This is a genomic window from Paraburkholderia sp. Cpub6 (assembly GCF_014201065.1).
GTDB lineage: Bacteria > Pseudomonadota > Gammaproteobacteria > Burkholderiales > Burkholderiaceae > Paraburkholderia > Paraburkholderia tuberum.
On record NZ_JACHDM010000010.1, the window covers coordinates 138,451 to 161,321 of the forward strand.

Genomic DNA, 22,871 nt, shown 5'->3' on the forward strand with positions numbered 1-22,871 from the left:
CATGTTAAGAAAAATCGACATGCATGCCCACTTCTTCCCGCTCATTACGCGCGAAGAAGCAGCCCGGCTAGGCGCCGACGACGCTCCGTGGCTCACCGTGGACGATGACGGCGAAACCGGCATGATCATGGTCGGCAACCGGCGCTTCCGGCCGGTTGGGCGCGCGCTGTGGGATCCGTGCCGGCGCGTCGAGGAAATGGACCGCCTCGGCATTGACGTCCAGGTGATGTGCGCGACGCCGATCATGTTCGGCTACCGTCATGAGGCCCGCTCAGCCCTCGAATGGGCGAGACGCATGAACGACCACGCGCTCGAACAATGCATTGCCGCGCCAGACCGGCTGAAGGTGCTCGCGCAGGTGCCGCTGCAGGATCTGGAACTCGCCTGCGAGGAAGCATCGCGAGCGTTTGCACAGGGGCACATTGGTGTGCAGATCGGCAATCACGTCGACAAGCGTGACCTGGACGACGACATGCTGGTGGCGTTCCTCACGCACTGTGCTTACGAGGGCATTCCAGTGCTCGTGCATCCGTGGGACATGATGACCGACGGCCGCATGAAGAAATGGATGTTGCCGTGGCTCGTTGCCATGCCGGCGGAAACTCAACTGGGCATTCTTTCATTGATACTCTCCGGCGGTTTCGAACGGCTGCCGCGTAGTCTGAAGCTGTGCTTCGCGCACGGCGGCGGCAGCTTCGCGTTTCTGCTTGGTCGTGTCGACAACGCATGGCGCGAGCGCGACATCGTTCGCGAGGATTGCCCCCATCTGCCGTCGTCCTATGTGGAACGCTTCCATGTCGATAGCGCGGTGTTCGACGAAAAGGCGCTGGGGCTGCTGATCGATGTGATGGGCGAGGACCACATCATGCTCGGGTCGGACTATCCGTTTCCGCTCGGCGAGCAGGAGGTCGGCGGCCTGATCGAACGCCACGACGGCTTCAGCGAAGACACCAAACGCAGGCTCTGCAGCGAGAATGCGATCCGCTTCTTCGATCTCGTGTCCGAACCCGTAACTACGCGCTGAACGGACACGCACAGTCCGCTTTAACCAACCCAACACGATATCCGCCATACTGACCATGGTTCCAAAAGTACTTTCCCTATGCGGCAGCGTCCGCCGCGGTTCGTTGAACCGCCGGCTTCTCGATCTGGCAGCGCGAGGCGTGACGGAAGCGGGCGGCGAAGTGACATTCGTCAATCTCGCCGACTATCCTCTGCCGTTTTATGACGCGGAACTGGAGGCCGATCAGGGCGTACCCGAAGCGGCCCGGCGGCTTCAGCAATGCTTTGCCGAACATCATGGGCTGCTCGTCGCGTCGCCCGAATACAACGGCGGCTATACTGCGCTGCTGAAAAACGCCATCGACTGGGTCAGCCGGCCGCTTCCCGATGGCTGCTCGGGCGTGACGCTGGTATCGGGCAAGGCCGCCGCAATCGTTTCGGCGTCGCCCGGACCGCTTGGCGGACTGCGCTCGCAAAGCGCGCTGCGCACCGTGCTGGACAAGCTCGGTATGCTGGTCGTTCCCGAAAGCTTCGCGCTTGGACTCGCCCACGAGGCGTGGGGCGAGGACGGGAGAATGAGGAGTGAACTGGTGGAGCGCCAGGTGGTTGCCGTGGGTGCGGCTTTGCACCGGGTGGTCGGCCGACTGAACTGAACGACGCTTCTGGACGCTTCGAAAGAACAATCGTCCCGAACACAAACCATAGGACCGGCGCTTGCCGGTTTGCTGATGAAGGAGAACGCCATGTTACCTGGCGGAGACCACAAGCAGGAATTTCTCGACGTCGTGCATGAACTTTGCGACGCGATTCGCGGCATGCCGCTGGATGCCAATCTGCATGCTTATCTGAACGAGCATTATGGTCCGCAGACGGCCGGCTATAAAACGCTCACCCGTCTGCTGAAACTCGGTGTGGAGGAGCAATGGGCAGCCTATGTGGAAATCGAAGGCCCCGATTATCGGCGCGGCCGAATTTCCGAACCGGTCGGGCAAACGGCTGGCATGAGCGTCGAAAGTGGCTTGCTGCGCGACGTAAAAGGTCAATACCACTGCCATACGAACGGTGAGATCAACATGATCATCCCGCTCGAACCCGGCGCCACTTTCTGCGGCACAGGAGCCGGCTGGCGCGTTTTTCCGCCGCTGAGCGAGCATTTCCCGACAGTGCAGGGTCGCGCGCTGATTCTGTTTTTCCTGCCGGGCGGGAAGATCGAATATAAGGTGCCGCCGGCGGAAGGTGTCTGAGCTCGGCTTTTGCTGTTGTTATCGCGGTGCATCCGCCGGATTTCTCTGCTCGTTGCTCTGCTATGAAACGGTCCACTCAAATACGGTGGTAATGCGGCGGCCGCGTTTCGTGCCGAGAACATAACTGGGCGTGGGTGAGCGCGAGCGTGCTCAGTGCACTCATGGCCCATAGGGCCGCAATAGACTTTCTCTTCATACATTGTTGCCCAGATGAAATGAGCGTTGCGCACTGAAGCCGTGGTGCTCATATTGGCAATCACTTAACTGCCCAAGTACGGATTACAAAATCTCGCAGGGCCAACACAGTCATTATTTCATGGGTGTTGTCCGTCGCATCCGCAGCCTGTCGGCCCGTGTCGCTGCTTCCTGCGGAGGCCGGTCCGATACCGCTGTGCTGCATCTTCAGGCGCTCGACCTGCTGCCGGCAGATCGGATCGAAGTCTGGATAGGACGTGTCAGTAACGAAATTCAAGCCGTTGTTCTGCGCATCGACGAATTTTAGGCGAACCTCGGCACGCGTCGCAGCGCGACCTGGCAGATATTCCAGTTTTTTATAGCGAAAACCGAATAATTAATTATGCGGGATGTAATGTCCACTCGTAGAGTGGATGTACTCACGCTTGATTTTCGAAGAAGGGTCCGCCGCTTACGCGCATGTTCCGGCCGCGGGTTGCCGGCGCGGTCGAACTGCAGAGCCGTCTCACGAAATAAAAAAGAACAAATGAAACTGTCCTTCGCAAGAAAGCTTTGGATCCCGCTCATCTTGAGCCTATTGTGTCTCGCCGTCGTCTCGACTTCAGATGCCTACAGGACAAGGGCAATCTCCTTTGATGCGCGAAAGCAGGATCTCGTACATGCGACAGAGTTGGCCATATCGGTTGTCAGGACGTATGCCGATCAGGCCGCGAAGGGCCAAATAACCGTGGACGACGCGAGGAAGAGAGCGGCTGATGCGCTACGCGCGATGCGTTACGGAGCGGATGGGTCCGGCTATTTTTCGATTGTCAGTTCGAAGGGCGTAGTGATCATGCACCCTTTCCGTCCGGACTTCGAGGGAAAGTCGGCTAACGACTCGTCCGCTCAAGGCGGTATCGAGCTTTACCGGTTGGTCGTTAACCAGGTCGAGCACGGCGGCCCGGGATTCGTTCGTTTTTCCTTCGCAAAGCCTGGGTCCAACAAAGTCGTCCCCAAAGTTCTTTACTGCGACACCTATCCGGCGTGGGATTGGATCTTCACAACGGGTTTGTATGTTGATGACATCGATGCGGAATTCCACGCCACGTTGTATCGAAGCCTGGGCATCTTCGCGCTTGTGGCCGTGATGCTTAGTGTCGTCGTAGTGCTGCTGAATCGCGGCACTCTGCGCACTTTGGGTGGCGAGCCCGCCTATGCAGCCGAGATTTCGAGTCGCATCGCCACTAATGACCTGACAGAAGCAGTGAAAACCGCGCCGGGTGACAAAGACAGTCTGCTGTGCTCGATCAGGCGCATGCAAGAACAGTTGTCGTCGACGATCGCCAGGATCAAGACTTCGTCGGAGTCTATCGCGCTGGCCACCAGTGAGATAGCAGCGGGCAACCAGGATTTATCGCGGCGCACGGAAGCGCAGGCTGCATCGCTTGGGGAAACGGCGGCCAGCCTCGAACAGTTGACTGCGACCGTGAATCATAACGCTGACAATGCACGCCAGGCGAGCCAGGTCGCATCTCAGGCGGTGGAGATCGCCCAGCGCGGGCGTGACGTGGTATCAAAGGTTATCGATACGATGACAGGAATACACGGAAGTTCGGACAAGATTTCAAGCATCGTCGATCTCATCGATAGCATTGCATTCCAAACCAATATCCTCGCACTCAATGCAGCGGTGGAAGCTGCCCGCGCAGGTGAGCAAGGACGGGGTTTTGCTGTCGTGGCTGCGGAAGTGCGTTCACTCGCGCAACGTTCTGCGTCTGCTTCGAAGGAAATCAAGGATCTGATTAACGACTCTGTGGAGCGGGTGAAAGCGGGCTCGGAATTCGTTAAGGCCTCGGGTGAAACCATGACGGAGGTCGTACGTTCGGTCGGGCGCGTGACTGACATCATGGGAGAAGTCGCCGCTGCTTCCGTTGAGCAGAGCAAAGGAATCGGGCAAGTGAACGCGGCAGTCTCAGAGATGGATTCGATGACCCAGCAGAACGCGGCGCTTGTCGAGCAGGCCGCTGCCGCTGCGGCTTCACTCGAGTCTCAGACGGACGAACTCCGGTCAACCGTGTCGACCTTCAAACTCCCGTAGTCGTCGTTCTATACGGCACATTCGATGCGGCGCGTCTCGGATTGCCGTCCACTTACACGCGCCGGCTTGCAGTTTTTAGCGAGGCAGACATAGGTGAGTAATTGGTATGGAAACGGCGAATTTGAGGCTTCAGCGCATCAAGCGGTCCTCTGCGTTGCCTGCACCCCGCTTTCGATATACGCCAGCGATCGTGGCTGGCCCGTTCGTGTTCGTTTTCGGTCTGGTTGGCCTCGATCCCGAGACCGGCAAGCTGGCGGTCTCGGGCACGGCGGCCGAAACCGCGCAAATACTGAGAAATCTACGATTGCTTTGCGAAGAACATAGATGGTCCATTGAACGCATTCTGTTTGCTCGCGTGTTCTGTGTCAGCGATGTTTCGGCGGAAGTCAACAGCGCCTGGGAAGAGTTTTTCGCGATCGCCGAACCGTCCGCGCGGAGTTTCATGGTTGTGAATGCATTGCCACTGTCTGCCGCGGTTGAGATCGAATTTCAATTGTTGGTTTGACGAGCCTGGCTCGATCTGAATTCGCGAGCGTAACCTCCCTGCCAGCATGCGTCCCAGAAAAGGTCGTTGGGAATGCATTCGGGCGGGACGCGTTTAATTTTTCGGAGGTTACGTGCCCCAGGTCGATCGATGGCCTGCGTCGCCGCGACTAAGAGGCGCTTCCAGTGCTAGTCCCTCCCTCCAAGCATCGGCAAAAAGGATGGATGTACGCGCGTAGTTACTTCACTGTTTTCCGAGAGCATGCCGTGCAGAGCGTCCGCCACGTTCGATCAAGCAATTCGTCGTAAATTTAGCGTCCGCTGCTGGACTCGTAGGACGCCCGAACGTCTGGGCAGAGAGGGCAGTCAGAAGCCATCGAAGGGCGCAAGCGCGGGGAAAATGCGCGCCGAGGCGACGGGTCGAGAAATGGAGTCGCGAGGCAGGAATTGAACCCCAAAAATAAGCGGGTGATGCGAGCGTAACGATCTGCCCGGGGACGAAGATACGAAGCGTCTGGGTCGCGGAACCTCGTAGGTCAACTTCAGCTAGTTTGCACGCATTCAGGCGCAGCTGAAACTTTTGGCGCGGCGGGCGAGAATAAGCGGAGGGCAATGCCCTCCGCGAATGAATAACATCTCCAGATGTCTTTAGCTTGCCGGCTCAACCACGAAGTAATCGAGCATCTCAATCGCGTCGTCCTGATGTTTGTGCTGGCTCGCTACTTCGTCGCCATGTCCGGATTCATGTCGGTGGCCGTCAGCGACCATTGCCGTTGCCGAAAACCACTCCTCGGCCTCCTCATCGTAGGGATAGTGGCGAAGCGCGGACATCTCGCGGAACATCCACAGTACTGTCAGTCGCCCTGCGTGTAGCGGTCGCGCGTCGTTGAGTGCAGATGCGTTTACGGCGACCTGCCCATTGGCGAGAAGGGCGCACGCGACAGGTGTTCCATCAGGACGTGTGCGTACCTGCGGCGTGACCGACGGCGCACAGTATTCGACGTCGCTCGAGTCACGCGCAGGCATCGCAACTACAACGCAAATTTCATCGGTTCCGATTGCTTCCCCGATAACATGCGAAACGGGAGCTACGTAGACAGTTGGGCCACCCTGAACGATGGCGTGCTGTCGAGTTGACTCAACGAACTCGGTGTTCAGCCGCAGTGAGCGTGTTTGACCATTTGCCGCAAAAAATTGAACCTCTTGCATGAGTTTTTCCTCCGTTATCTCTAAGTTGAATACGTCAACGCTGCCCTGACAAAACGTATAGCGACAGCCAATCGGTGCTTGTCGGTGCTCGCTCGTTTTAACGGACGATTCCACGGGTCACGTTGGTCCACCCAACATGAGGTCCATTCTGTCGCGAATGTAGCCAATGGCCTTAACGCCATCAAGTTCCAGATACCTGAGGTGCGCAGAGTTGCCGGTGCGTTTGAGGTGGTCGTGCAGCAACTCGTAGACGGCGCTATCGTCGTCGTTTGATACCAGATCTTGCGGCAGGGACAGCAGCCACCTCGCAGAATATTCGTCGAATTGTCGGGTGCGAATCGAGTTCACGAGATCTTCGTGGAACGAGCCGCATCCAACGCCCTGCCACGCCATTTCGACGGCCCTCATGTACGCAGGGTGCTGGTTCTCCAGTTCGCTGACGAGTCGCTCTGCGTCGATATTGAGCCAGAAGATCGCGGCCGGTGAGTACGCCCGCGTGATGGCTTCCACAAAATTTCCCGGCAATACCATGTCAGGACTAGTGTGCTGCGGAATGGCTCTCTTTGCGAGTTCTGTCTCGGAGATGGCGGTTGCGGCAACTGGGATGCTCGCGGCGTTCGGAGATGTCGATTTACAGAGTTGCTTCAATGCATCGTCGGGCAGATAGGACTTCAGTGCGATGGCGCGCTCTCGTGCGGCTTCTCGCAGACAAATCGCAAATGACGACCTGTTAGAAAGACGGCTACCGGAAAGATCTGCAAACATTCGAGCGGCCTCGCGTTTCATCCCCGCGATTTCCATGCAGTACGCGTAGTTGAACGAGAAACCGAGCTGGTTGTGGCCCAGTAGTGACGGCCCGGTAGACAGATCATCATTCACGGTGGTGTAAATCTGGTCTGCCGATTGAGTGCTGTTGAGCAAGTTCACCAGCTGACGTCGAACGCCGTTCAGGCCATTTTTGATATCGCCCTCGGTCAACGAGTCAAACATGTGAAGGACTCTCACATAGCCGCTGCAAGCCGGCTTGTGGCCGTCACTCGCCGCAGCATGAGAGATAGCGTCGTCGACGTGGTGAGCGTAGGAAAGGCGGACATCCAAAACGAACGTCGAGGCCGTGCCGAGCTTGGAGAAATGCCAGCTAATCATCTGCCTGAAGCCGGAGAGAACGCGCTCCGCCAGGGAGGATGTGCGCGGGACGAAGCCGAGCGGCGCGAGCTGCCTTTCAAGGAATTCGTTAAACACGGAAGCGACTACCTGTTGATTCATTTCTGTATAGATTCGTCTCGAAAAGCTATTCTTCCGTTCGAACTTTGGAAGTTGACTTCATCGAAGTGATTGTCATGTGATTGCATCGCGTGGCAATGTAGTTCACTTTGTTTGCGCGCGTCAACGTATAAATTCAGGCGCTTGGATTTCCCTGGTGCGTGTATTTGTATATCCATTGATTTCAAACGATATTAGCTTGTTTAACATGACTAACTTAATGCCAAAATGAAATAAAGTTTTTATGGTATATATTGATAAAGGTAGGTCGAGCATGGAGTTGAATCGATATTAGGGAGCAATTGAGACGGTTGCTCAGATTGCGAGTATCTGACGGGAGGCGGTGGCCATGCGTGTGCGTGAACTGATAGCCCTATTGAGTCGCGTCGACCCAGATAGCGTCGTGCTCCTACTCGACGACTACGCCGATTTGTGGGAATCAGAGGAGGTCTTTGACGTCATTATTCCCGCGCAGCCGTGGACACACGAGCGCGGGGAGTGCAATGGTGATGAATATAGCGTGCGATACCCTGATGAGTACGAGCCGCGCGATGAGCGGTACACCGATGTCACGCACGATAGGGAGCGCGTGGTCCTGATTACGAACGGGCCGACGAACTACCGACGTCAAAGTCTTCCAGAGGAGCCGGGCTAATGACTGTTCACGACTCGAGCAGGAAATGTTAGGGGGGAGTCGACCATGTCGAAGGAGAAGGTCATGTCAGACAATCAGCAACAGGAGCCGCCAACGAATCCGATACAGGTATCGGATGGACTGACAATTGAGCAGGCTGCACGACTGCTGTTCGTTTCTCAGGCTCATGTTCGGACACTGCTGGCCGACGGGACATTGATCGGCGCGCGTACGACCCAAGACGGTGACGTGCGGATACCTCGCGCGACCGTGTTGTCCTGCAAGACCCAGATTCGGGCAGTGCAACAAGAGGGGCTCGACAGAATGATAGGGGCCACCGATCGTATGGGCTTGTACGACGCCGAAGCGGCGGACATTCCCAAGCATAGAAAGAAGTAGCGAATGTGAACAATTGGGAAAGTGTGTGGAAGTTTCGGCGCCGAAACCTTAGCGTAGGCGTGGCACACATGTGACTATTTCGACTGACACGTTGGACATGCGACTATGAAATTTAGCCAGATCAAACCCGTCAGTCACCTGAAGACCCACGCGGAGGAGATGGTCAAAACTATCACCGAGAGTGGCGAGCGTTACCTCATTACACAGAACGGTGAGGCGACGGTCGTAGTGCAGGCTGCGCAGGTCTACGAGGGACAGCAGCAGACGCTCGCCCTACTTAAAATTTTAGCCCTCGGGCAGAAAGCCATCGATACGGGCAAATTCCGTGAAGTCGACGATGTTTTCACAGAGCTCGACGAGGAAGACGCGAAGCATGCGTTGTAAGAGGATCTCTGGTTTCGGGGGGCGCATGCAGCCCGCCTCGGTATCATGTTTGCGATGGTTTTTCGGAAGAAGGAAGGGAGTATGCTAGTGTGAGCACGCGGAACAAGCACGTCAGCAGTGGCTGCGGCGCAAACATCCCTTCTGTGAGCTATCATTTGGCCGCGTCATATCGATACCCGGTTATAGATAACGGATTCGAACGTTTCTAGCTATTCCTGAAATCGAGCTCGAGTACGGCTAGTCTTCGATGCCGAGATCGATACCTTTCAAGACTCCTTCTACAAGACGCCTTCTTTCTGCTGTGAGCAGATAGTAGTAAGCGCGGTGCATGTTGACCCATGTGTGCTTGTCAAATGCGTTATATCTGCTCTCCATTATCGGCCGCTGTAAATCGATTGCTTCGCAGATGAGCTCAATATGTCGTCGCCACGAATTATCGGGAGCTGGGGTATATGTGCGGGGTTCCGGAGTGCCATCCCAAGGGTCTTCTCCATTGGCTATTTTTCTGTTGTGTTCCTCGGCCCAAGCCTCGGCAGTATCAAGAAAATTTGTGGTCTTGTCGGTTTCGTCGCTCATATCTGAACTAAGTGATTGCATGGAGGTAACGTTTTTGTGTTTTACAGACACGGGATGCATGATTTGGAAAAAGCTCGATTGTTCATTCTTACGAAAACATATTCGTATCGGAAAGTTTGTTGATTTGTGGCGTTGTGGGTCTCCTGTGGCGATGACCGCCATATGTGAGTCAGCCCTAAGGCGAGCTCGTTCAGATTCGGGCGCAGTCATGCCACGTTCGGCGTGCAGCTTCTATTTGTGGTGTGCAGCAAGAAATGTATCTTTCAGCGTGGTTGTTCCGCTCGTCGTTCGAAGGTCAGTAATATTCGGCAGAACCGCTAGCGGACGATTTCCGGCAAGTCTATTGCTGACCGCAACGTACGCCGAGGAAGCGATGCCTGCATCCTGGGTAGCAGAAATGCTGACAGTTGGCCAATGTCGTGCCGGTGTGTCACTTACGCGGCGCAGGTCGATGAAATGCCTGAAAACATGAAGAGCAAAAGCGCATCGCTCTGCAAAGACGTACATAACAGGAACGTGGCGGCGCCAAGTAAACATCAGCGGCCAGAGAGCATCATAGTCGCAACAGAACGCATGGCTGATGCTTAGAGAGGACAAGCATTGGCCATTCGAGGTGTCTTTGCGGAAAAAAGGCTCCAGCCCGTCATAGTGTGCGAGCGCGTCCAGGTCTTCAAGCCACGAGTCTGGCAGTCGAACAACCAGAGCCTGTTTCTCGTCGGCCACGATGCGGAACACATCGGGCAGAGATGTAACGTCGACCAGGTGACACGTAGCTTCATTTGCCGGCGCTGAACGAACGGCTTCGACCAGCGCATTGGTGGCATCAGACGTATATACCCGCGAGTGCTCTGCGGGGCAGTTGCGCCGTTTGACGATTTCCCAAAGGAGAGCAGCGTAGGTGGAAACTTCAAGCTCGCATTTTGCGAAATTCTCAGCGAATTTACGCAGTAAGTTCAGGGCTTCGTGCTCTCCCTTAACTTGGAGGAGGAGAGCTCGAAGCGGATGGCTGAGGTCTTTCCACATCTCCTCGACGGATATCATGGTTGAACGAAAGTCGGTGATGGCCGCCACGTACAAGGAACTTAAGCCCTTTTTGACGATTTCAGCTGCGACTTCCGGCGCGTCCTGTTCAAGCCAGTCGCAGATTGCGGATGTGTAGACCGCGTCCCAGAAGCTGCCATAGGCAACGTTGTCGCACTGCGTTAACTGGTGCGTGGCGTGAGCCAATGCCGTCCTCGGCAACGAGGCAAGGTCCGAAATGCGAGTAGCTGTGAGCTCGAAAGCTACCTGATTCACCGTGTTATCCGGGAACCATTGTGTGTCGATGCTCAGTTCTATTTCCGGCTCATCGCAGTTGTATTGTTCCGCTAGAGCAAATGCCGCGCGCTGAATCAGAGATTTGGCGGCGGGGTCGTCGCAAGACCAGTCACCGGAGCCAAAAGCTTGCACGAGGTCGTCCGGGGTCAGGTAGCCGAAGTCGTCGTTGTAAATTTGTTCGGCTTCGCAGCTCGCGAAGTAGCGCTCGGATCGTAGTCGTTCTGCTGCGCCGCGCAGTGAACAATATTGAGAGAGCAGTTCCCTAAGTTCGACCGCTTTGCCATGCTCGTTAATCCCCTCAATCAATTCCGGATGCCGTTGTCCCATTGCCCAAATGAGGACCTCCGGGAAAACGGCGGCATTGCCCAGCCCCAGATAGCGATTTGAGTGGTCCATTTCTGTTGCAAAAAGCATCGAGCGTAGGAGGGCTGTGTATAGGAGATTCGGCTCAAAGTTGGGCACGGTGGTATTCACTTTTATACAGACATGGGATTGAGATTCGGGTTGATCCGGTTCGGTGTTGACGATGGTTAATTGCCGCAGAAGTCAACGTAGTCGAAGATGCCTACATAGGTAGCCTGTGTAGCGACGCGCTGCCACGCTTGAACCTCCTCCTCCGTCAGAGGGTTGTGGTCATTGGCAATAGCGTTTGCAATTTTTAGCTCGTCATAGAAATCGTCATTCACTTCATGGCTTGAAAGAAGCGCGTCATCGTCAAAGAGCCAAATAATATGAAATTCGTCATTACGACTCATGTCAGCCCAGTGAGGAGCCATTGACGCGAGGGCGACTGTCTTGTCAGCAAGCATGATGCACGAGACACGCGTGCCGTTTGGACGTGGTACGACTTCGCACGAGAAATACGATTCGACGTTGCCGATGGAGTCGGCATTTTTGCCAAAAAGCGGGATGACGATAATTTTATCGTCTGAGAATTTCGTTTGAACGTTGGTCAGTGCGCTTCCTTCGATAATAAAGCTTGCGTTGACGACTCCGTCGCGCGAAGTGATTCGTATGTCTTCAAGCAACGACGTATTGAAGTCGGGAGCATCGCATTTCATGCCTGTGCAAAGATTCTCGAAATACTTGTTCATTTAAGACGCTGAATTTTACGGTGGTTGAAGATGTTGACGTGTGGCAAATCGTTGCGGTGTCAGTTGATGTTGGGAGATTAGTTTCATGATGCATATAAATCAATAGGTTTTGAGAAATATCCAACTATTTATACGTTTTTCTTGTTATATAAATTAATAGATTTCGACGCCGATATATTGCTGGGCGCGTCGGTTTTCGGCGCAACCGGAGGCCTTCATTGCGCTTGTCCCAGTCATTTGGACCTGTGCGCAAAGGAAGCGCATCTCATGCTGCCCGAACGGGCCTCCACCGTTGGGAAGTGTGTGAATCGGTGTTGCCCTGCGGCGGCATACCATCCGGACCGCGGCGCGACGGCTAGTTTCCGGCGGAAATCTAGAAATTGATTATGCGACGACCGCGAATCTGTGAGTTTCGAACATCCAGGGAAGAATTTCTGTAGCGGGTGCAGATTAATGCCACCGTTATTCGCAGGAATGGCTCAACCATTCGAAGCCCTGCTGACCGATGATGAAGTCGAGAGTGAGATGGATGGACAGAACTGCGCGCAGTGACCCGTGCGAGGTAGATCGTCGCGCCTGCTCGGCGCGAATTGTTCGCTTGTTGGCAAGCGCTCTGGCGATAACCTCTAGTAACAGCGGCTCTGTCGCCGCGAGGCGTTGCTTTTCGCTCGAGCCACTGCGCTGGCGCAGCTATCAGCGTATATCACGGACTTTGATATATATCGCCGACGCGGGTTCGGCCAAGTACGCGGCGTAATGAAGTCGGCGCTTTCGAGTTGCCCATCTCCCCAAGGCGGAGTCGACAAATTCCTCGTAGCTCGGACGTTCTTTATAACCGTCGGTGCAGAGGAGGCGCTATCGCTCGTCGATGCAGTGCCCCTGCGCGGTCGTGCTCGTAAATTCTTCAGTTCACTCGAGTATCGTTCAGAAAACGACCTTTTTGCGCTCGCGACTCGAAATCTGTTCACAAATCGACGCTCGAGGCATCGGCATTCGGAACCTGTCCACTGGTCCGGTATTAGGGTCGTTTCATCGACGTCCTCCCCGCCCTCAGCCTACGGCTGCCGCGCCAGGCGCGGGAAGGACGGGGATTCCTACTGCCAGATGGCGACGTCCCGCCGCGAGAATGTTCACTGCTGCACTGATGTCGCGATGATGATACGCGCCACATTCAAAACAGGCCCATTCCCTTATTCCAAGACCTTCCAGGCCCTTCGGGCCCGTGCGCCTGTTACAGCAGATGCAGGTCTGGGTTGAGTAGCGTTCATCGACCTCCTCGAACCATACGCCGGCGTCATCGCACTTGTACTGCAGCATGGTCCGGAACAGGCTTCAGCCTGCGTCGAGCACGGATTTCGCCATCCGTGTTCTCGCGAGTGCCGAAGCGTTCACGTTGCCGATGAAGATCGCGCCGTACTCCTCCACGAGCGCCGTGGAAAGCTTGTGCAACTGGTCTTCCCGTGAGCTTTTTGATCTTTGCGTGAAGGGCACGTACGCGCTCCTTTCTCTTTGCACGCTGAGCCTTCGCCTGCGCCGCTTCGAGCTTTCGGTAGTGCCGCGCCAAGGTGATGACCCGGCCGTCGCTCGTGGCGGCGAAGTCCTTCAGTCCAAGGTCAAGCCCGACGGACCTCTCGACCTCGCCAGTCGCTGGCTTCGGCGTCTTTTCGATCTTGATCGTGACGTTCAGGTACCAGCGGCCACGCGCGTCCTCGCTGAGGTTACCGGCACCGAGCTTATATCTGGACAGGCCGTAGCTGTCCCACAGCGAAAGCGCCGTGCCGGCGAAGAATAGCTGCCCGTTCCGGTAACGGATGGCACTCGCCTTGAACGGAATCCATCCGAGTGAGCGGCGCGGGCCACCGGACACACGCCAGCGCAGCCTGGTCCTCTGGGCCTGCTTCCGGCGCACTGCGTATTCTTCGCCGATGGCCTGGATGGTCTTCGAATGCAGCCCCAGTCCCGCTTTCGCCTTTGGTGAACGGATGGAAGTAGTAGCCCGACAGGACCTGTCTGAAGCCGACGAGGTGTTCGATGTCATCATTCCAGAACACGCGTGGACCCGCGAGCGTGGAAGTTGCGGTGGTGAAAAATACACTGCCCGTGCATTTGAGCCCCCGACGAGAGTTACACCGACGTCACTCGCAATTCGGAACGTGTTGTTTTGATCACGAATGGACCGACCAACTATCGAGGTATGAATCTGCCTGAACGACGGGATACGTGAGCGTTCGAGTTAGGTCAATGCGTGAGCGGAAATCCAGAGGCGGGAAGGTTGTCGAATCAAAAATTTGTCTGGGAACAGTGATTCTCATGCCCGTTCGAGACATATTTCGCTGGCGACGTCCATCAGGGCGTGATTCCGGAAGCGAGAACTGGGGCGGCGACGTTTCGGAATTTCACCGGATTCAGCAATTTCGACTAATGCTGAAAATGATCAAAACAACGAAACATATATTTTTTGAATTTCACCTCAGAATGACAGCGACAAGTTCGGAACGGGGGAATGCTGATATATCCCGATTGAGGAGTAACATCCAAAGAGATTCTAAGTAGCGGGAGGCTATCCGTGAGTGAGTTTGTACCGAGCGCCGAGCAACAAGCGAAAATTCAGCAGACGCTGAAATCGCGCCGCAAAGCGCAGAGGCATGGGAAACACGCCCCCGCGAAGGCTGGTAGAACGTTGGAACTATGAGGTCGGAATCGAGCCCCAAAGACGCGTCGAACCCGATGCGTGTGAGTCAAAGGCCGAGACGGATATGAAATCCGGAGGGGGACTAGCGCGACTGGTGCGTGGAGGGTTCCGTGTTTAGGCAGAAACGTAGGAGGCGAGGATGACGTTTCGCGAGCAGGTCCAGCTGCAGGCGTCCAAGGAGAGACGGAAAATGGTCCGCACTGGAGCTCTGCTGACGCAGCACGAATTCCTCACACTGCTCGGCATGGACGAGCGGCGGTTCGAGAGGTTGGTCGCAGCGGGAAGTGTGTTTGCACTCGAGGTCGATGACGCGAAGTACTTTCCGGCCGTCCTTGGTGACGCAAAGCGGGACCTCAAGCGGTTGCATTCCATTTGCCGCATTCTCGTCCCAGCGCCGTCAGCATGTCGGCTCGTTTTCCTCGAAGGCAGACAGGCGCCCCTGGGCAATCTTTCTCCGCTAGACATGCTCGACGATCCGCAGCTTTATCGCTCTCTGCGGAAGTTTGCTCGTGCGTGGGCCGCCGAGTGGTCTCGGACCTTCGTGAAGATCTATGCCGCCAACTATCTCGAAGAGCCCGAAGATGTCGAGCCGATACACACAGCAGTGGATGAGGTAGACCCGAGGACGAACCTGTGGACGCGCGCACTAGGTGCCTTGCAGGCCGGTGCCTACATCGTGCCCGTCCGAGGTTTGCAGGCTTCCGAGGCAACGGTTTTCATCACACGAAACGATGTCGGCAATCGTCCGGCGGTGCTGGAAGCGCGCGTTGCATTGAAGATAGCTAGCCACGTTGCTCACGTGGAGGTAGATGTTCCCGGTGCGACCCATGGCGGACTATCTGTTCCATTAGCGCGAAGTGACAATGTCGTCGACGTTGTGATGCAAGCCGTTGAGGTGATTCGGAAATCCGACGGACAACCGGATTGACCATCAGATAGCGTGATTGGTTGTACGCACAAGCAGGCGGAGAGGATATCGCTAATGGAAGGGGCCGGCTGGAATATTTTGAGGCCGTCCGTAGCGTGGATGCCGAGACTTGCCACCGTTGTTGCAGGCCAAACCGTTCAACCTGCAAAACCTTCGATGCAAGAAAACCAACAACATGGCTCCGTCGACGTATTCGTTGGCGTCGGTGTTGGCAAAGGCCACATCATGCCGTCGCTCTCGATCGGACCGGAAAGCGCCTGTACAACAAGGCGCGGTCCAACGATGAAGCCAAATTGCGCGCGCTCATTACGGAACTCAAGGCGCACGGCCAACTTCTGTTTGTCGTCGATCAGCCCGTCACCATTGGTGCGCTGCCCGTGGCAATTGCACGTGATGAAGGGACACCCGTGCGTCCACCTGCTGCGTCATCGCCTGTGCGATTTCGCGTGGCTCCAGTTCTGTCCAGATGCTTCGGTGGCAAACCACCACTTCGACGCTGCAAGCCATGTGACCCCAAAAAATTTTTTTTCCGTGGTGCAGCATGAACGATGATGTGCATAAAGGAGAATTTTCCTCACATAGCGATTGTTATATATAAACATAATGAAATAGTTCCCTCATCTGAATCGGGCTAATAAAGGGAGCGTGCCAACGCATCATAAGCAGGAACGCTGCTCCACACGACGGCGGATGCGAATAACGTTGATAAAAATCACTGAGTTGAATTTTCAATTGCGCTCGGATTGCTGCGCTTTGACCGCACGCGCGCTACAGCCTTGTTTTCAATTTCTAAAATTCCAGGTATGTCCGTCAGCGACCTTCAGTGCGGGACGAAGAGACTACGCCAGGTAAGCGAGCGGATATATATCCGGATCCCCGTCATGCGGATCGAAAAAGCACCTTCGTGACTACATCGATTTGGTTCCACTGAGAAAGAGTTTCACATGTCATAGGTCGCTATAGTGCACTCGCTTGGTGAGACGCGCCTTGATTCATCGATCACAGATACCCGTCATCGCTCACCGGGCAACACGGCGTCGCAGTACCGTGTTGACGAGTGGACTTGATAATGCGAAGCACCTGAAGTTTTCAATGCTGAGCGGATTGCTCTGCGATGAAGATGATGCATCTGCAGCGATGTTTTCAATGCCTGAGATAGTCCACTCGGGGAGGCAGAGATGCTCGAAGGGCGAGGAATAGATAACAGCTCGTGCACGACGTTGGGATGTCGTGGTGCACGGGAATGCAGGTCGTGACAGAACTACATCTGTACCCACCTTCCTCCTCAGTTCCAAGGAGACTACGTGTCGCATATGTCGAGTAGCACCAGTGTCCGCCTAGCAGGAGATTGATGCAGGCCACAATCGAAACATATTGCACTTGGCTGGTTGCTTACTAGATTCCTCTTATCGCACATGCAGGAGCAATGACATGTCACTCGCGAATGAGGTAAGCGCCATCCAGTTGTATGCCAACCTAAGGCGGGTCCGCGAAGTCGAAATGTCAGAGGCTTCGCGAGTGTTAGCGTCGACGTTCAAGGCCTTGGACGCGGCACTCGAAGTCGCAGGAGCGACGCCGTGTGACTCTGTCGCGGTCGGTGACAGCGGAGGAAGGGAACGCGATACAAAAGACAGCGGCGCCACGCCACAGTATCGCGAAGAAGAGACCTTGAAGAGGATCGATGAGCACATCGCAGCTAGAGACGTAACAGCCCGGTCGGTTCGAGAAGATGCCGCTAGCGCTGAGGGTGTAGGCCACCACGACGCGCCCTCGTTTCTCGAAGTCATCCCCATGCCGAGGGTTCCACCTCGCCGGTTCGTTTTGGCGCGGAAAGCGTGCTACGAGCTGGCCGAGCGCCTCGGATATAAGTTGAATTTATCAGGCGATCCGGCGTCGGCACCCAGCATCGCGGTGTTCGGAGATTCAATTCAATCGCGGGGAACCCAGCGGACGGCGAACCAAATGGAGGTTGGCTGCGAGCATCGGTTAGCCCGTCTGGAGCGCCGATTGCAGGCGGCCGCCTCGCTTCGACCAGCCAGTGCTGAATATTTCAGTGCACAACGCACCTACGATCTCTTTTTAAGCCAGACACGAGGCGCTCAAATGTGCCACGCGGAAAATCCTCTCATGCCGCCTGTTGGAATTCCCTTCGGAAGTCGTCTTCAATTCCAGCGTGAAAACGGCAAAACAGGTCTGGCATCGATTGCGGCACTCGGGCTTCGGAGGCCCACGGAGCGGAAGAGTCATGTGGACCAGAAGGTAGCGAATCCGCGTCGGTCCTCGCGTTTGCTCGAGTGTGAACTCCGTAACCACATGGAGTACTTTCATGCTGACCCTTCGTGGGACTCCGATGCATACGTCAAAGCGATGGCGGCAAGCAAGAGTGGGGACAAAAGGACGCCTAAGGAAGCTCGGCAACTGACTATGCGGCCGTCTATAGTAGCCCAATGCCAAGCGAGTATCGGGGCAGCGTGGAATTACTGGTACACGCGACGTGTCGTCGTCGCCCCGCGCATGGACATTCGCGGACCGGCGACCAGTACAAACGACGACGAGACGTTGGCATCCTCCTCAGCGGAGTACACGGCCCCAATCTGAGCCTGCGGCTAAAGAGTTCAAGCCCGTTCGCCGTTCTGACATCCGTCGAGCAAAGAAAGAGCTGTGCCGGTCGCTGTTGTCAGCGACGAGTGACGCATTTGGCACGGATTGCTCTTCGATAACTGAAGACGATCGAAACAAACACCGGCGTGTTGGAGGAGTGTGTAACGCTCTTGGAGGCATGCAAAGCATGACAATACCGAGCATCATGGAGTCGGAGTCGGTCGCTGGCTACGCCAAACGGAGCGCGTTGCTCAGACTGGAACGGACGGCTGCTCCGTTCATGCGCGAAGCGCTTGGCGTTAGTCGGCCTCGTGCAAGTGCACCAACGGGGAATCTTGCAAAGCTTGCATCGGTAACGGGTGGTGTGCTCGGGTCCGTCATCGATATTGTGGAAAAGCACACCCCTATTGCGGCTTCCATGCATCTCACGATGCCACTCAACCGCCGTCAGGAGCTTTTCGAGCGCCTGCAGGGTGGGGATTGCTTTGATCGCGAATTGCGTTACGCCGCCTTGGGAAAAGGCCCACACCGAATTCACTTTCCCGCTGCTTATTGCCAGATATGCGCACGGTCGGACGAGGAGAGGTGCGGGTTCCCATACTGGCACATTGAATGGGAGTATACCGGCGTAGCTGCCTGTCCCATTCATCGGGTGTCTCTGACTCTTGGATGTGGCCGCTGTAGGGAAAGCCAGCTATTCTGCAGCGGGCTAAGGCTTCCTTCGACGGAATGCTTCTGCGGAAATCATGCAAAGCCTTTATTGCCGGTGGACAGTCGAGAGCTAGAAGCGCACGTTCGCATAGCGACTCTTTTAATGCAAGCGCAGAAATCAAAGCGCTTTTATGCGGACGAGTGTGACCTGGGAGCCATGTTCCGTCAACGAGCACGCGATTTGGGATTCACCCGAGGTCCACTGCTAGATCGCGTCTCGATGTTCGAGCATTTCCGGGATCGATATGGAGACGAACTGCTGAAAAGTCTCGGCTTCATCGAGTCTGGCCGAAAACCAACATTCGTGCACGAGTTGTCAGCGGCCCGGAAACAGACGGGTCTATTGCGCGTCGCATATCTCATTGATTTTTTCTACGAACACTTCAATGAATTTGAAGCAAGCGTCACGGCATTCGCATCGAGCGGTGCCGAACCAAAGCTGTGCGGTAGGCCCCCGAGGGGCCGCACGTTCTCAGGACAGAAACTTGCTTTGGCGACGGGCCGGGTTAAAGACTACCTCCGCGAAAATCCAGAGACAACGCGCACCGAACTCCTCGCAAAGTGCCGCCATGCCGCCTGCTATCTGATGCTGCACGACCGGGAAACATATGAGGCAGTTATGCCGCCGACTCGGCGGCGAATCGGTTATGGCGCGAGTCGCGCGCAACGGATGGCTCAACTAGACGACGCTTTGCTCAAGCATATCCAGATGAGGCGCGAGTTGTTGCGTTCGGGGCCGATGCACGAATGGCGCAGGCTGTCTGTGTGGACATTGTTAATGGGTCATCCTTCAGCGCGCTCTTTCTACAGCTTAAAGCAAGATTTGCCAAAATCAAGCGCGGCGATTAAGTCTATTCTGATCGACCCAGTGTGAATAGCAATAATAACGCACGTCACGTCTCACACGCGAGTTGCTCCGACCGTATTAAGTCATTCTTAAATAGCAGGTTACGGAGAGAGGCGGAGACAGCCATATCGTCAAACGGAAAGGTTTGCATGCGAGCAGATCTTAAGGGCGATTTTTTGCGAATCACGAATTCGGAGGTGGGGAATGAAGGAACTCATTGTGACTCTTCCATTCTTGATGCAAGAGGAGTTAATCCGGTCGTATATTATTCGGGCCGCTTTTCTCTCAGGAATTTCATCCGTTCAATCGCTTTGGAAGCTATTCAGCGGTGTGAATTCTCTTCCAACAATTGCATATCCGACGGGCCTCGATAGACTTGGGCAGGCGTTGGGCATGAACGATGGTAATTCTCTTTTGCGGAATAACACCGGAGTACCGGCTTATAGATTTTTTTCGAATCCGAGATTATATGCCAGAGCGGTTGATTTCATGTGCGGCTTTAAGAATAGGGGAAGCGTAGTTTCTTCCTCTTTTAATAGGGATGGGAATCATTATGCCTTGCGCTATTGTACGAAGTGTGCCGTCGACGACTTAGAGGCCCATGGCATCTCTTACTTTCGAAGATATCATTGCGCTCCCGGAGCCTTGGCATGTCCGATCCATAAAGGTGCGCTTACCTTGGGCTGCGTTCGTTGCGTAATGTGTTACGGCGAGTCGAACAAGCCATGGCTCCCCTCGGCGATGTGCAGGTGCGGGTGCCCAGCCGAACCCTGTGTGCCTGACGGATTGTGGATCGAGCCGATTGTCCGTGTAGCCCAAACAATTCGTCGATTTCTTCTCGCAGACGACAGGGAGATTGTTTCCAGGCAGATGGTCGGCGCTACTTATAAGCAGGCGATGGAGAGGCTGGGCATAAGCGATGCCAAATGTCTCCGGGAGCAACTGATCGCCAGATACGGCAAAGATGTGCTTGCGTTATTAAATATTGGGGTCGATTCCGATTGGCTGAGGCGAGTTGCACAATGCCAGTCTCCCCCCATTGGTCTGGCGAGAAATTCTCTGCTGATAGATTTCCTCTTCGGCTCCTACAACGGTTTTTTGAAATCCATAAAGACAATCGAGGTGGACTTATCTGATATTAAGATCGACGAATGCAAGAAAATCATATTGCGGGAAGCTAAAGCCCGGCCAGGTAATGGATCGCGGTACGTCTCTGAACGATTTCCGAATGAATATGCTTTCATCAAGAGGTTTGACAGTGCGTGGATACGAGGGGTTTTTTATTCGAAAAAGTCGACTCGACCTTATTCGAAGCGCAGAGGGGAGATCGACGACGCACTGGTTCGACATATGAAGGATCGACTGGTTAAAATTTGTGAAGAAGATTGTAGGCCGATAAAGATAACGCGACAGAGGCTTATGCATGGTTTTAAATCTCGCAATCACATTTCAAGAGATATTCAGCTGTATCCTCAGTCGGCCGCCTTCATAGACAGTGTTGTCGAGACATCGGAGCATTATGTTTGCAGGCTTGCGAGATATCTATGGTTAGCTGGGGAGACGGCCACCCAGATCCATCAAGCTACCGGCTTGCCACTTGCCGACGCTGCATCTTTGGCGCGTAGACCAATTCCGAAGAAGGGGAAAGAGCCCACATATGTGTTACAGACTATACAGGCTAGACGTCTGAGTCGCGTAAAAGCACGTTGATAGATTGTGGACGACGGTTTTTTTGGCCAGGCACTCGGATTCACCTCTCATATCACATACCAAGGAGACAGGTTATGGTGCGCGATGGAAACGATGATCGAGTATTGCTTGCTCCGTGGCTGCGGGATCGGTCGATAAACAGGCTAATTGAAGTGGCGCAGTACCGGACTGATGAGCGTAACCCGATATTCAGAAATAATCCTCTTGTGACGTGCTTTCCGGGTCCTCTGACTCACATCGGTGCGCAAGCCGTGTTGGCAGCGGAGCCGGAGAAGCGGCCCCGCGACTTCTTCTCCCTTCCTGTGGAAATCCGAAAGGAGTATGCCGAAGAGGTCAAGTATGTCTTCGTACCTGCTCCACCACATATTAAGGCGATCCAGCGAATCGTGGGAATCGTGAGAGATTCATACAGGTACCGTAACCCTAACGATTCTGCTTTCGAGCGGTCCCTTTGGAGAATAGTGATGGCACAGGCTCCAATAGCGCTCTCACCGAGCAAGGGCGCACTTGGCCCGGCTAGTGGCGCCGTTATGATCGGCCCCACTGGCAGCGGAAAATCGACAACCATAGCCCGTAGCTGCGAGTATATAGGCTACCACAGGAGGACGCACGAGCAGTTCGGTGGCAGGCCATGCTTATGGCCATCGTTTCCAATCCTTCGCGTGAGCGCAGCCGGGAGAACCTCGGAAAGGCAACTCGCCGTCGCGATTGCGGCCGAGCTTGATTCGTTGAGCGAACCGCACTTCGAAAATCTGTTCAAAAAATCTGCAGACCATGTTTTGCAACTTTCACAGATGTTGACCGCTAATCTAGTGGGGGCTGTTCTGATTGATGATGTTCAGCTTTTGAGTCGTGTCGGTCAGCGATTGCGTGAGGGGATGCTCAATCTGATCGTTGGCACAATGGAGACATCGGGGGTTCCCTTTATCTGCGCAGGGACAATTCTTCTACAGGATGTTCTGCAAAGACATCGGTCGCAATCTGAAAAGTTGTTTGCACAGGGCGTGTTGGAGATTCCGCCCGTCAGAGCTGGAGAAGAAATGCATGATATCTGCATGAAGATGTGGCAGAGACAGATTGCATCACTAAAAATGGAAATGCCACCATGGTTTCCGAATGAGGTGACCCGTAAAACTGCTGGTATCCGGCGTTATATAGCTGAACTTTGCGGTCCTTTGTTTGTGCAGATGGCGGAAGAAAATTTAAAAGCAATTTCGGTGGGATATGTGCGTGATTTTGCGGATCAGCAGTTGTCCGGAATTGCTGTCGGCGTTGAAATAATGAATCGCGCGTATAAGGGACAGTCCGTTGACAGCTATCAACTGAAAAAATATGAGGAGTATATCGATAGTGATGCGTACCGGCGTCAGGTACTGATACGTGCGGCTCGGGTGAAGGCAGTCAATGAACGTCGGGCGAAAAAGGAGATGGAGAGGCAGGCTACAAAAAAGACTAGCCGAAAATGAATGAGCTGAACCGGGTGGCGTCGAGGGCAGATCTGTCGA

19 protein-coding genes and 3 pseudogenes are annotated in these 22,871 nt (G+C 54.9%); 15 read left to right on the plus strand and 7 right to left on the minus strand.

What is annotated here, in order from left to right:
* Position 1: 1 nt before the first annotated feature.
* The 6 genes from HDG33_RS18895 to HDG33_RS18920 all read left to right on the plus strand — a co-directional run bounded on the left by HDG33_RS18895 (position 2) and on the right by HDG33_RS18920 (position 5,023).
* Positions 2-1,024: an amidohydrolase family protein gene (locus HDG33_RS18895; protein ID WP_184032090.1), complete on the plus strand. Its 1,023-nt coding sequence runs from the start codon at positions 2-4 to the stop codon at positions 1,022-1,024.
* A 55-nt stretch (positions 1,025-1,079) separates the two neighbouring features.
* Positions 1,080-1,655, plus strand: coding sequence for an NADPH-dependent FMN reductase (locus HDG33_RS18900; protein ID WP_184032091.1), 576 nt, complete (start codon positions 1,080-1,082; stop codon positions 1,653-1,655).
* Between the two features lie 75 nt (positions 1,656-1,730).
* On the plus strand, positions 1,731-2,246 hold the full coding sequence (locus HDG33_RS18905; protein WP_260330501.1) for a DUF4863 family protein: 516 nt from the start codon (positions 1,731-1,733) through the stop codon (positions 2,244-2,246).
* A 316-nt stretch (positions 2,247-2,562) separates the two neighbouring features.
* Entirely contained in the window at positions 2,563-2,748 is a 186-nt protein-coding gene (locus tag HDG33_RS18910; RefSeq protein WP_184032092.1) for a hypothetical protein, read from the plus strand.
* Between the two features lie 219 nt (positions 2,749-2,967).
* On the plus strand, positions 2,968-4,518 hold the full coding sequence (locus HDG33_RS18915) for a methyl-accepting chemotaxis protein (RefSeq protein ID WP_184032093.1): 1,551 nt from the start codon (positions 2,968-2,970) through the stop codon (positions 4,516-4,518).
* 106 nt (positions 4,519-4,624) lie between these two features.
* A complete protein-coding gene (locus HDG33_RS18920) occupies positions 4,625-5,023 on the plus strand; it encodes a RidA family protein (RefSeq protein ID WP_184032094.1) in 399 nt (132 codons plus the stop codon).
* Positions 5,024-5,649: 626 nt separating this feature from the next.
* Here the strand turns inward: HDG33_RS18920 and HDG33_RS18925 are convergent.
* Positions 5,650-6,210 (minus strand): hypothetical protein, encoded by a 561-nt coding sequence (locus HDG33_RS18925; RefSeq protein WP_184032095.1) that lies wholly within the window; start codon positions 6,208-6,210, stop codon positions 5,650-5,652.
* A gap of 117 nt (positions 6,211-6,327) precedes the next feature.
* Positions 6,328-7,476, minus strand: coding sequence for a hypothetical protein (locus HDG33_RS18930; RefSeq protein ID WP_184032096.1), 1,149 nt, complete (start codon positions 7,474-7,476; stop codon positions 6,328-6,330).
* Positions 7,477-8,173: 697 nt separating this feature from the next.
* On the opposite strand from HDG33_RS18930, the gene HDG33_RS18935 reads away from it, so the two are divergent.
* Positions 8,174-8,506: a helix-turn-helix domain-containing protein gene (locus tag HDG33_RS18935; RefSeq protein ID WP_184032097.1), complete on the plus strand. Its 333-nt coding sequence runs from the start codon at positions 8,174-8,176 to the stop codon at positions 8,504-8,506.
* A 105-nt stretch (positions 8,507-8,611) separates the two neighbouring features.
* Positions 8,612-8,890, plus strand: a complete 279-nt coding sequence (locus HDG33_RS18940) for a type II toxin-antitoxin system Phd/YefM family antitoxin (RefSeq protein ID WP_184032098.1) — start codon at positions 8,612-8,614, stop codon at positions 8,888-8,890.
* A gap of 237 nt (positions 8,891-9,127) precedes the next feature.
* Here HDG33_RS18940 and HDG33_RS18945 read toward each other — a convergent pair whose 3' ends face one another.
* From HDG33_RS18945 to HDG33_RS18965, 5 genes are all read right to left on the minus strand, one after another.
* Positions 9,128-9,676 carry a hypothetical protein gene (locus HDG33_RS18945; protein ID WP_184032099.1) on the minus strand — a complete coding sequence of 183 codons (549 nt, stop codon included), beginning with the start codon at positions 9,674-9,676 and terminating at the stop codon, positions 9,128-9,130.
* 21 nt (positions 9,677-9,697) lie between these two features.
* Complete coding sequence (locus HDG33_RS18950) at positions 9,698-11,179, minus strand: hypothetical protein (RefSeq protein WP_184032100.1); 1,482 nt, start codon at positions 11,177-11,179, stop codon at positions 9,698-9,700.
* Positions 11,180-11,313: 134 nt separating this feature from the next.
* A complete protein-coding gene (locus HDG33_RS18955) occupies positions 11,314-11,877 on the minus strand; it encodes a hypothetical protein (protein WP_184032101.1) in 564 nt (187 codons plus the stop codon).
* A 1,050-nt stretch (positions 11,878-12,927) separates the two neighbouring features.
* A complete protein-coding gene (locus tag HDG33_RS38310; RefSeq protein WP_221311469.1) occupies positions 12,928-13,194 on the minus strand; it encodes a zinc ribbon domain-containing protein in 267 nt (88 codons plus the stop codon).
* Positions 13,172-13,918: a transposase gene (locus tag HDG33_RS18965; RefSeq protein WP_184032172.1), complete on the minus strand. Its 747-nt coding sequence runs from the start codon at positions 13,916-13,918 to the stop codon at positions 13,172-13,174. Before HDG33_RS18965 ends, HDG33_RS38310 begins: the two co-directional genes overlap by 23 nt.
* Positions 13,919-14,708: 790 nt before the next feature.
* Here HDG33_RS18965 and HDG33_RS18970 point away from each other — a divergent pair.
* From HDG33_RS18970 to HDG33_RS18990, 7 genes and pseudogenes are all read left to right on the plus strand, one after another.
* Positions 14,709-15,497, plus strand: coding sequence for a hypothetical protein (locus HDG33_RS18970; protein ID WP_184032102.1), 789 nt, complete (start codon positions 14,709-14,711; stop codon positions 15,495-15,497).
* 156 nt (positions 15,498-15,653) lie between these two features.
* Positions 15,654-15,907, plus strand: a pseudogene (locus HDG33_RS18975) (transposase); the annotation flags it as partial.
* A 2,396-nt stretch (positions 15,908-18,303) separates the two neighbouring features.
* Positions 18,304-18,747: pseudogene (locus tag HDG33_RS38315) on the plus strand (hypothetical protein); the annotation flags it as partial.
* A 165-nt stretch (positions 18,748-18,912) separates the two neighbouring features.
* A complete protein-coding gene (locus tag HDG33_RS37470; RefSeq protein ID WP_260330492.1) occupies positions 18,913-19,683 on the plus strand; it encodes a hypothetical protein in 771 nt (256 codons plus the stop codon).
* Between the two features lie 210 nt (positions 19,684-19,893).
* Positions 19,894-20,319: pseudogene (locus HDG33_RS38320) on the plus strand (TniQ family protein); the annotation flags it as partial.
* Between the two features lie 111 nt (positions 20,320-20,430).
* On the plus strand, positions 20,431-21,366 hold the full coding sequence (locus tag HDG33_RS37475; protein ID WP_260330493.1) for a hypothetical protein: 936 nt from the start codon (positions 20,431-20,433) through the stop codon (positions 21,364-21,366).
* A 74-nt stretch (positions 21,367-21,440) separates the two neighbouring features.
* Positions 21,441-22,832, plus strand: a complete 1,392-nt coding sequence (locus HDG33_RS18990; RefSeq protein WP_184032105.1) for an ATP-binding protein — start codon at positions 21,441-21,443, stop codon at positions 22,830-22,832.
* Positions 22,833-22,871: the final 39 nt, after the last annotated feature.

Bases quoted from the DNA above. Each gene is read 5' to 3' on its own strand.
- HDG33_RS18895 (WP_184032090.1), top strand. From the start codon at position 2: ATGTTAAGAAAAATCGACATGCATGCCCACTTCTTCCCGCTCATTACG.
- HDG33_RS18900 (WP_184032091.1), top strand. From the start codon at position 1,080: ATGGTTCCAAAAGTACTTTCCCTATGCGGCAGCGTCCGCCGCGGTTCG.
- HDG33_RS18905 (WP_260330501.1), top strand. From the start codon at position 1,731: ATGAAGGAGAACGCCATGTTACCTGGCGGAGACCACAAGCAGGAATTT.
- HDG33_RS18910 (WP_184032092.1), top strand. From the start codon at position 2,563: ATGGGTGTTGTCCGTCGCATCCGCAGCCTGTCGGCCCGTGTCGCTGCT.
- HDG33_RS18915 (WP_184032093.1), top strand. From the start codon at position 2,968: ATGAAACTGTCCTTCGCAAGAAAGCTTTGGATCCCGCTCATCTTGAGC.
- HDG33_RS18920 (WP_184032094.1), top strand. From the start codon at position 4,625: ATGGAAACGGCGAATTTGAGGCTTCAGCGCATCAAGCGGTCCTCTGCG.
- HDG33_RS18925 (WP_184032095.1), bottom strand. From the start codon at position 6,210: ATGCAAGAGGTTCAATTTTTTGCGGCAAATGGTCAAACACGCTCACTG.
- HDG33_RS18930 (WP_184032096.1), bottom strand. From the start codon at position 7,476: ATGAATCAACAGGTAGTCGCTTCCGTGTTTAACGAATTCCTTGAAAGG.
- HDG33_RS18935 (WP_184032097.1), top strand. From the start codon at position 8,174: ATGTCGAAGGAGAAGGTCATGTCAGACAATCAGCAACAGGAGCCGCCA.
- HDG33_RS18940 (WP_184032098.1), top strand. From the start codon at position 8,612: ATGAAATTTAGCCAGATCAAACCCGTCAGTCACCTGAAGACCCACGCG.
- HDG33_RS18945 (WP_184032099.1), bottom strand. From the start codon at position 9,676: ATGACTGCGCCCGAATCTGAACGAGCTCGCCTTAGGGCTGACTCACAT.
- HDG33_RS18950 (WP_184032100.1), bottom strand. From the start codon at position 11,179: ATGGACCACTCAAATCGCTATCTGGGGCTGGGCAATGCCGCCGTTTTC.
- HDG33_RS18955 (WP_184032101.1), bottom strand. From the start codon at position 11,877: ATGAACAAGTATTTCGAGAATCTTTGCACAGGCATGAAATGCGATGCT.
- HDG33_RS38310 (WP_221311469.1), bottom strand. From the start codon at position 13,194: ATGCTGCAGTACAAGTGCGATGACGCCGGCGTATGGTTCGAGGAGGTC.
- HDG33_RS18965 (WP_184032172.1), bottom strand. From the start codon at position 13,918: ATGATGACATCGAACACCTCGTCGGCTTCAGACAGGTCCTGTCGGGCT.
- HDG33_RS18970 (WP_184032102.1), top strand. From the start codon at position 14,709: ATGACGTTTCGCGAGCAGGTCCAGCTGCAGGCGTCCAAGGAGAGACGG.
- HDG33_RS37470 (WP_260330492.1), top strand. From the start codon at position 18,913: ATGCAAGCGCAGAAATCAAAGCGCTTTTATGCGGACGAGTGTGACCTG.
- HDG33_RS18990 (WP_184032105.1), top strand. From the start codon at position 21,441: ATGGTGCGCGATGGAAACGATGATCGAGTATTGCTTGCTCCGTGGCTG.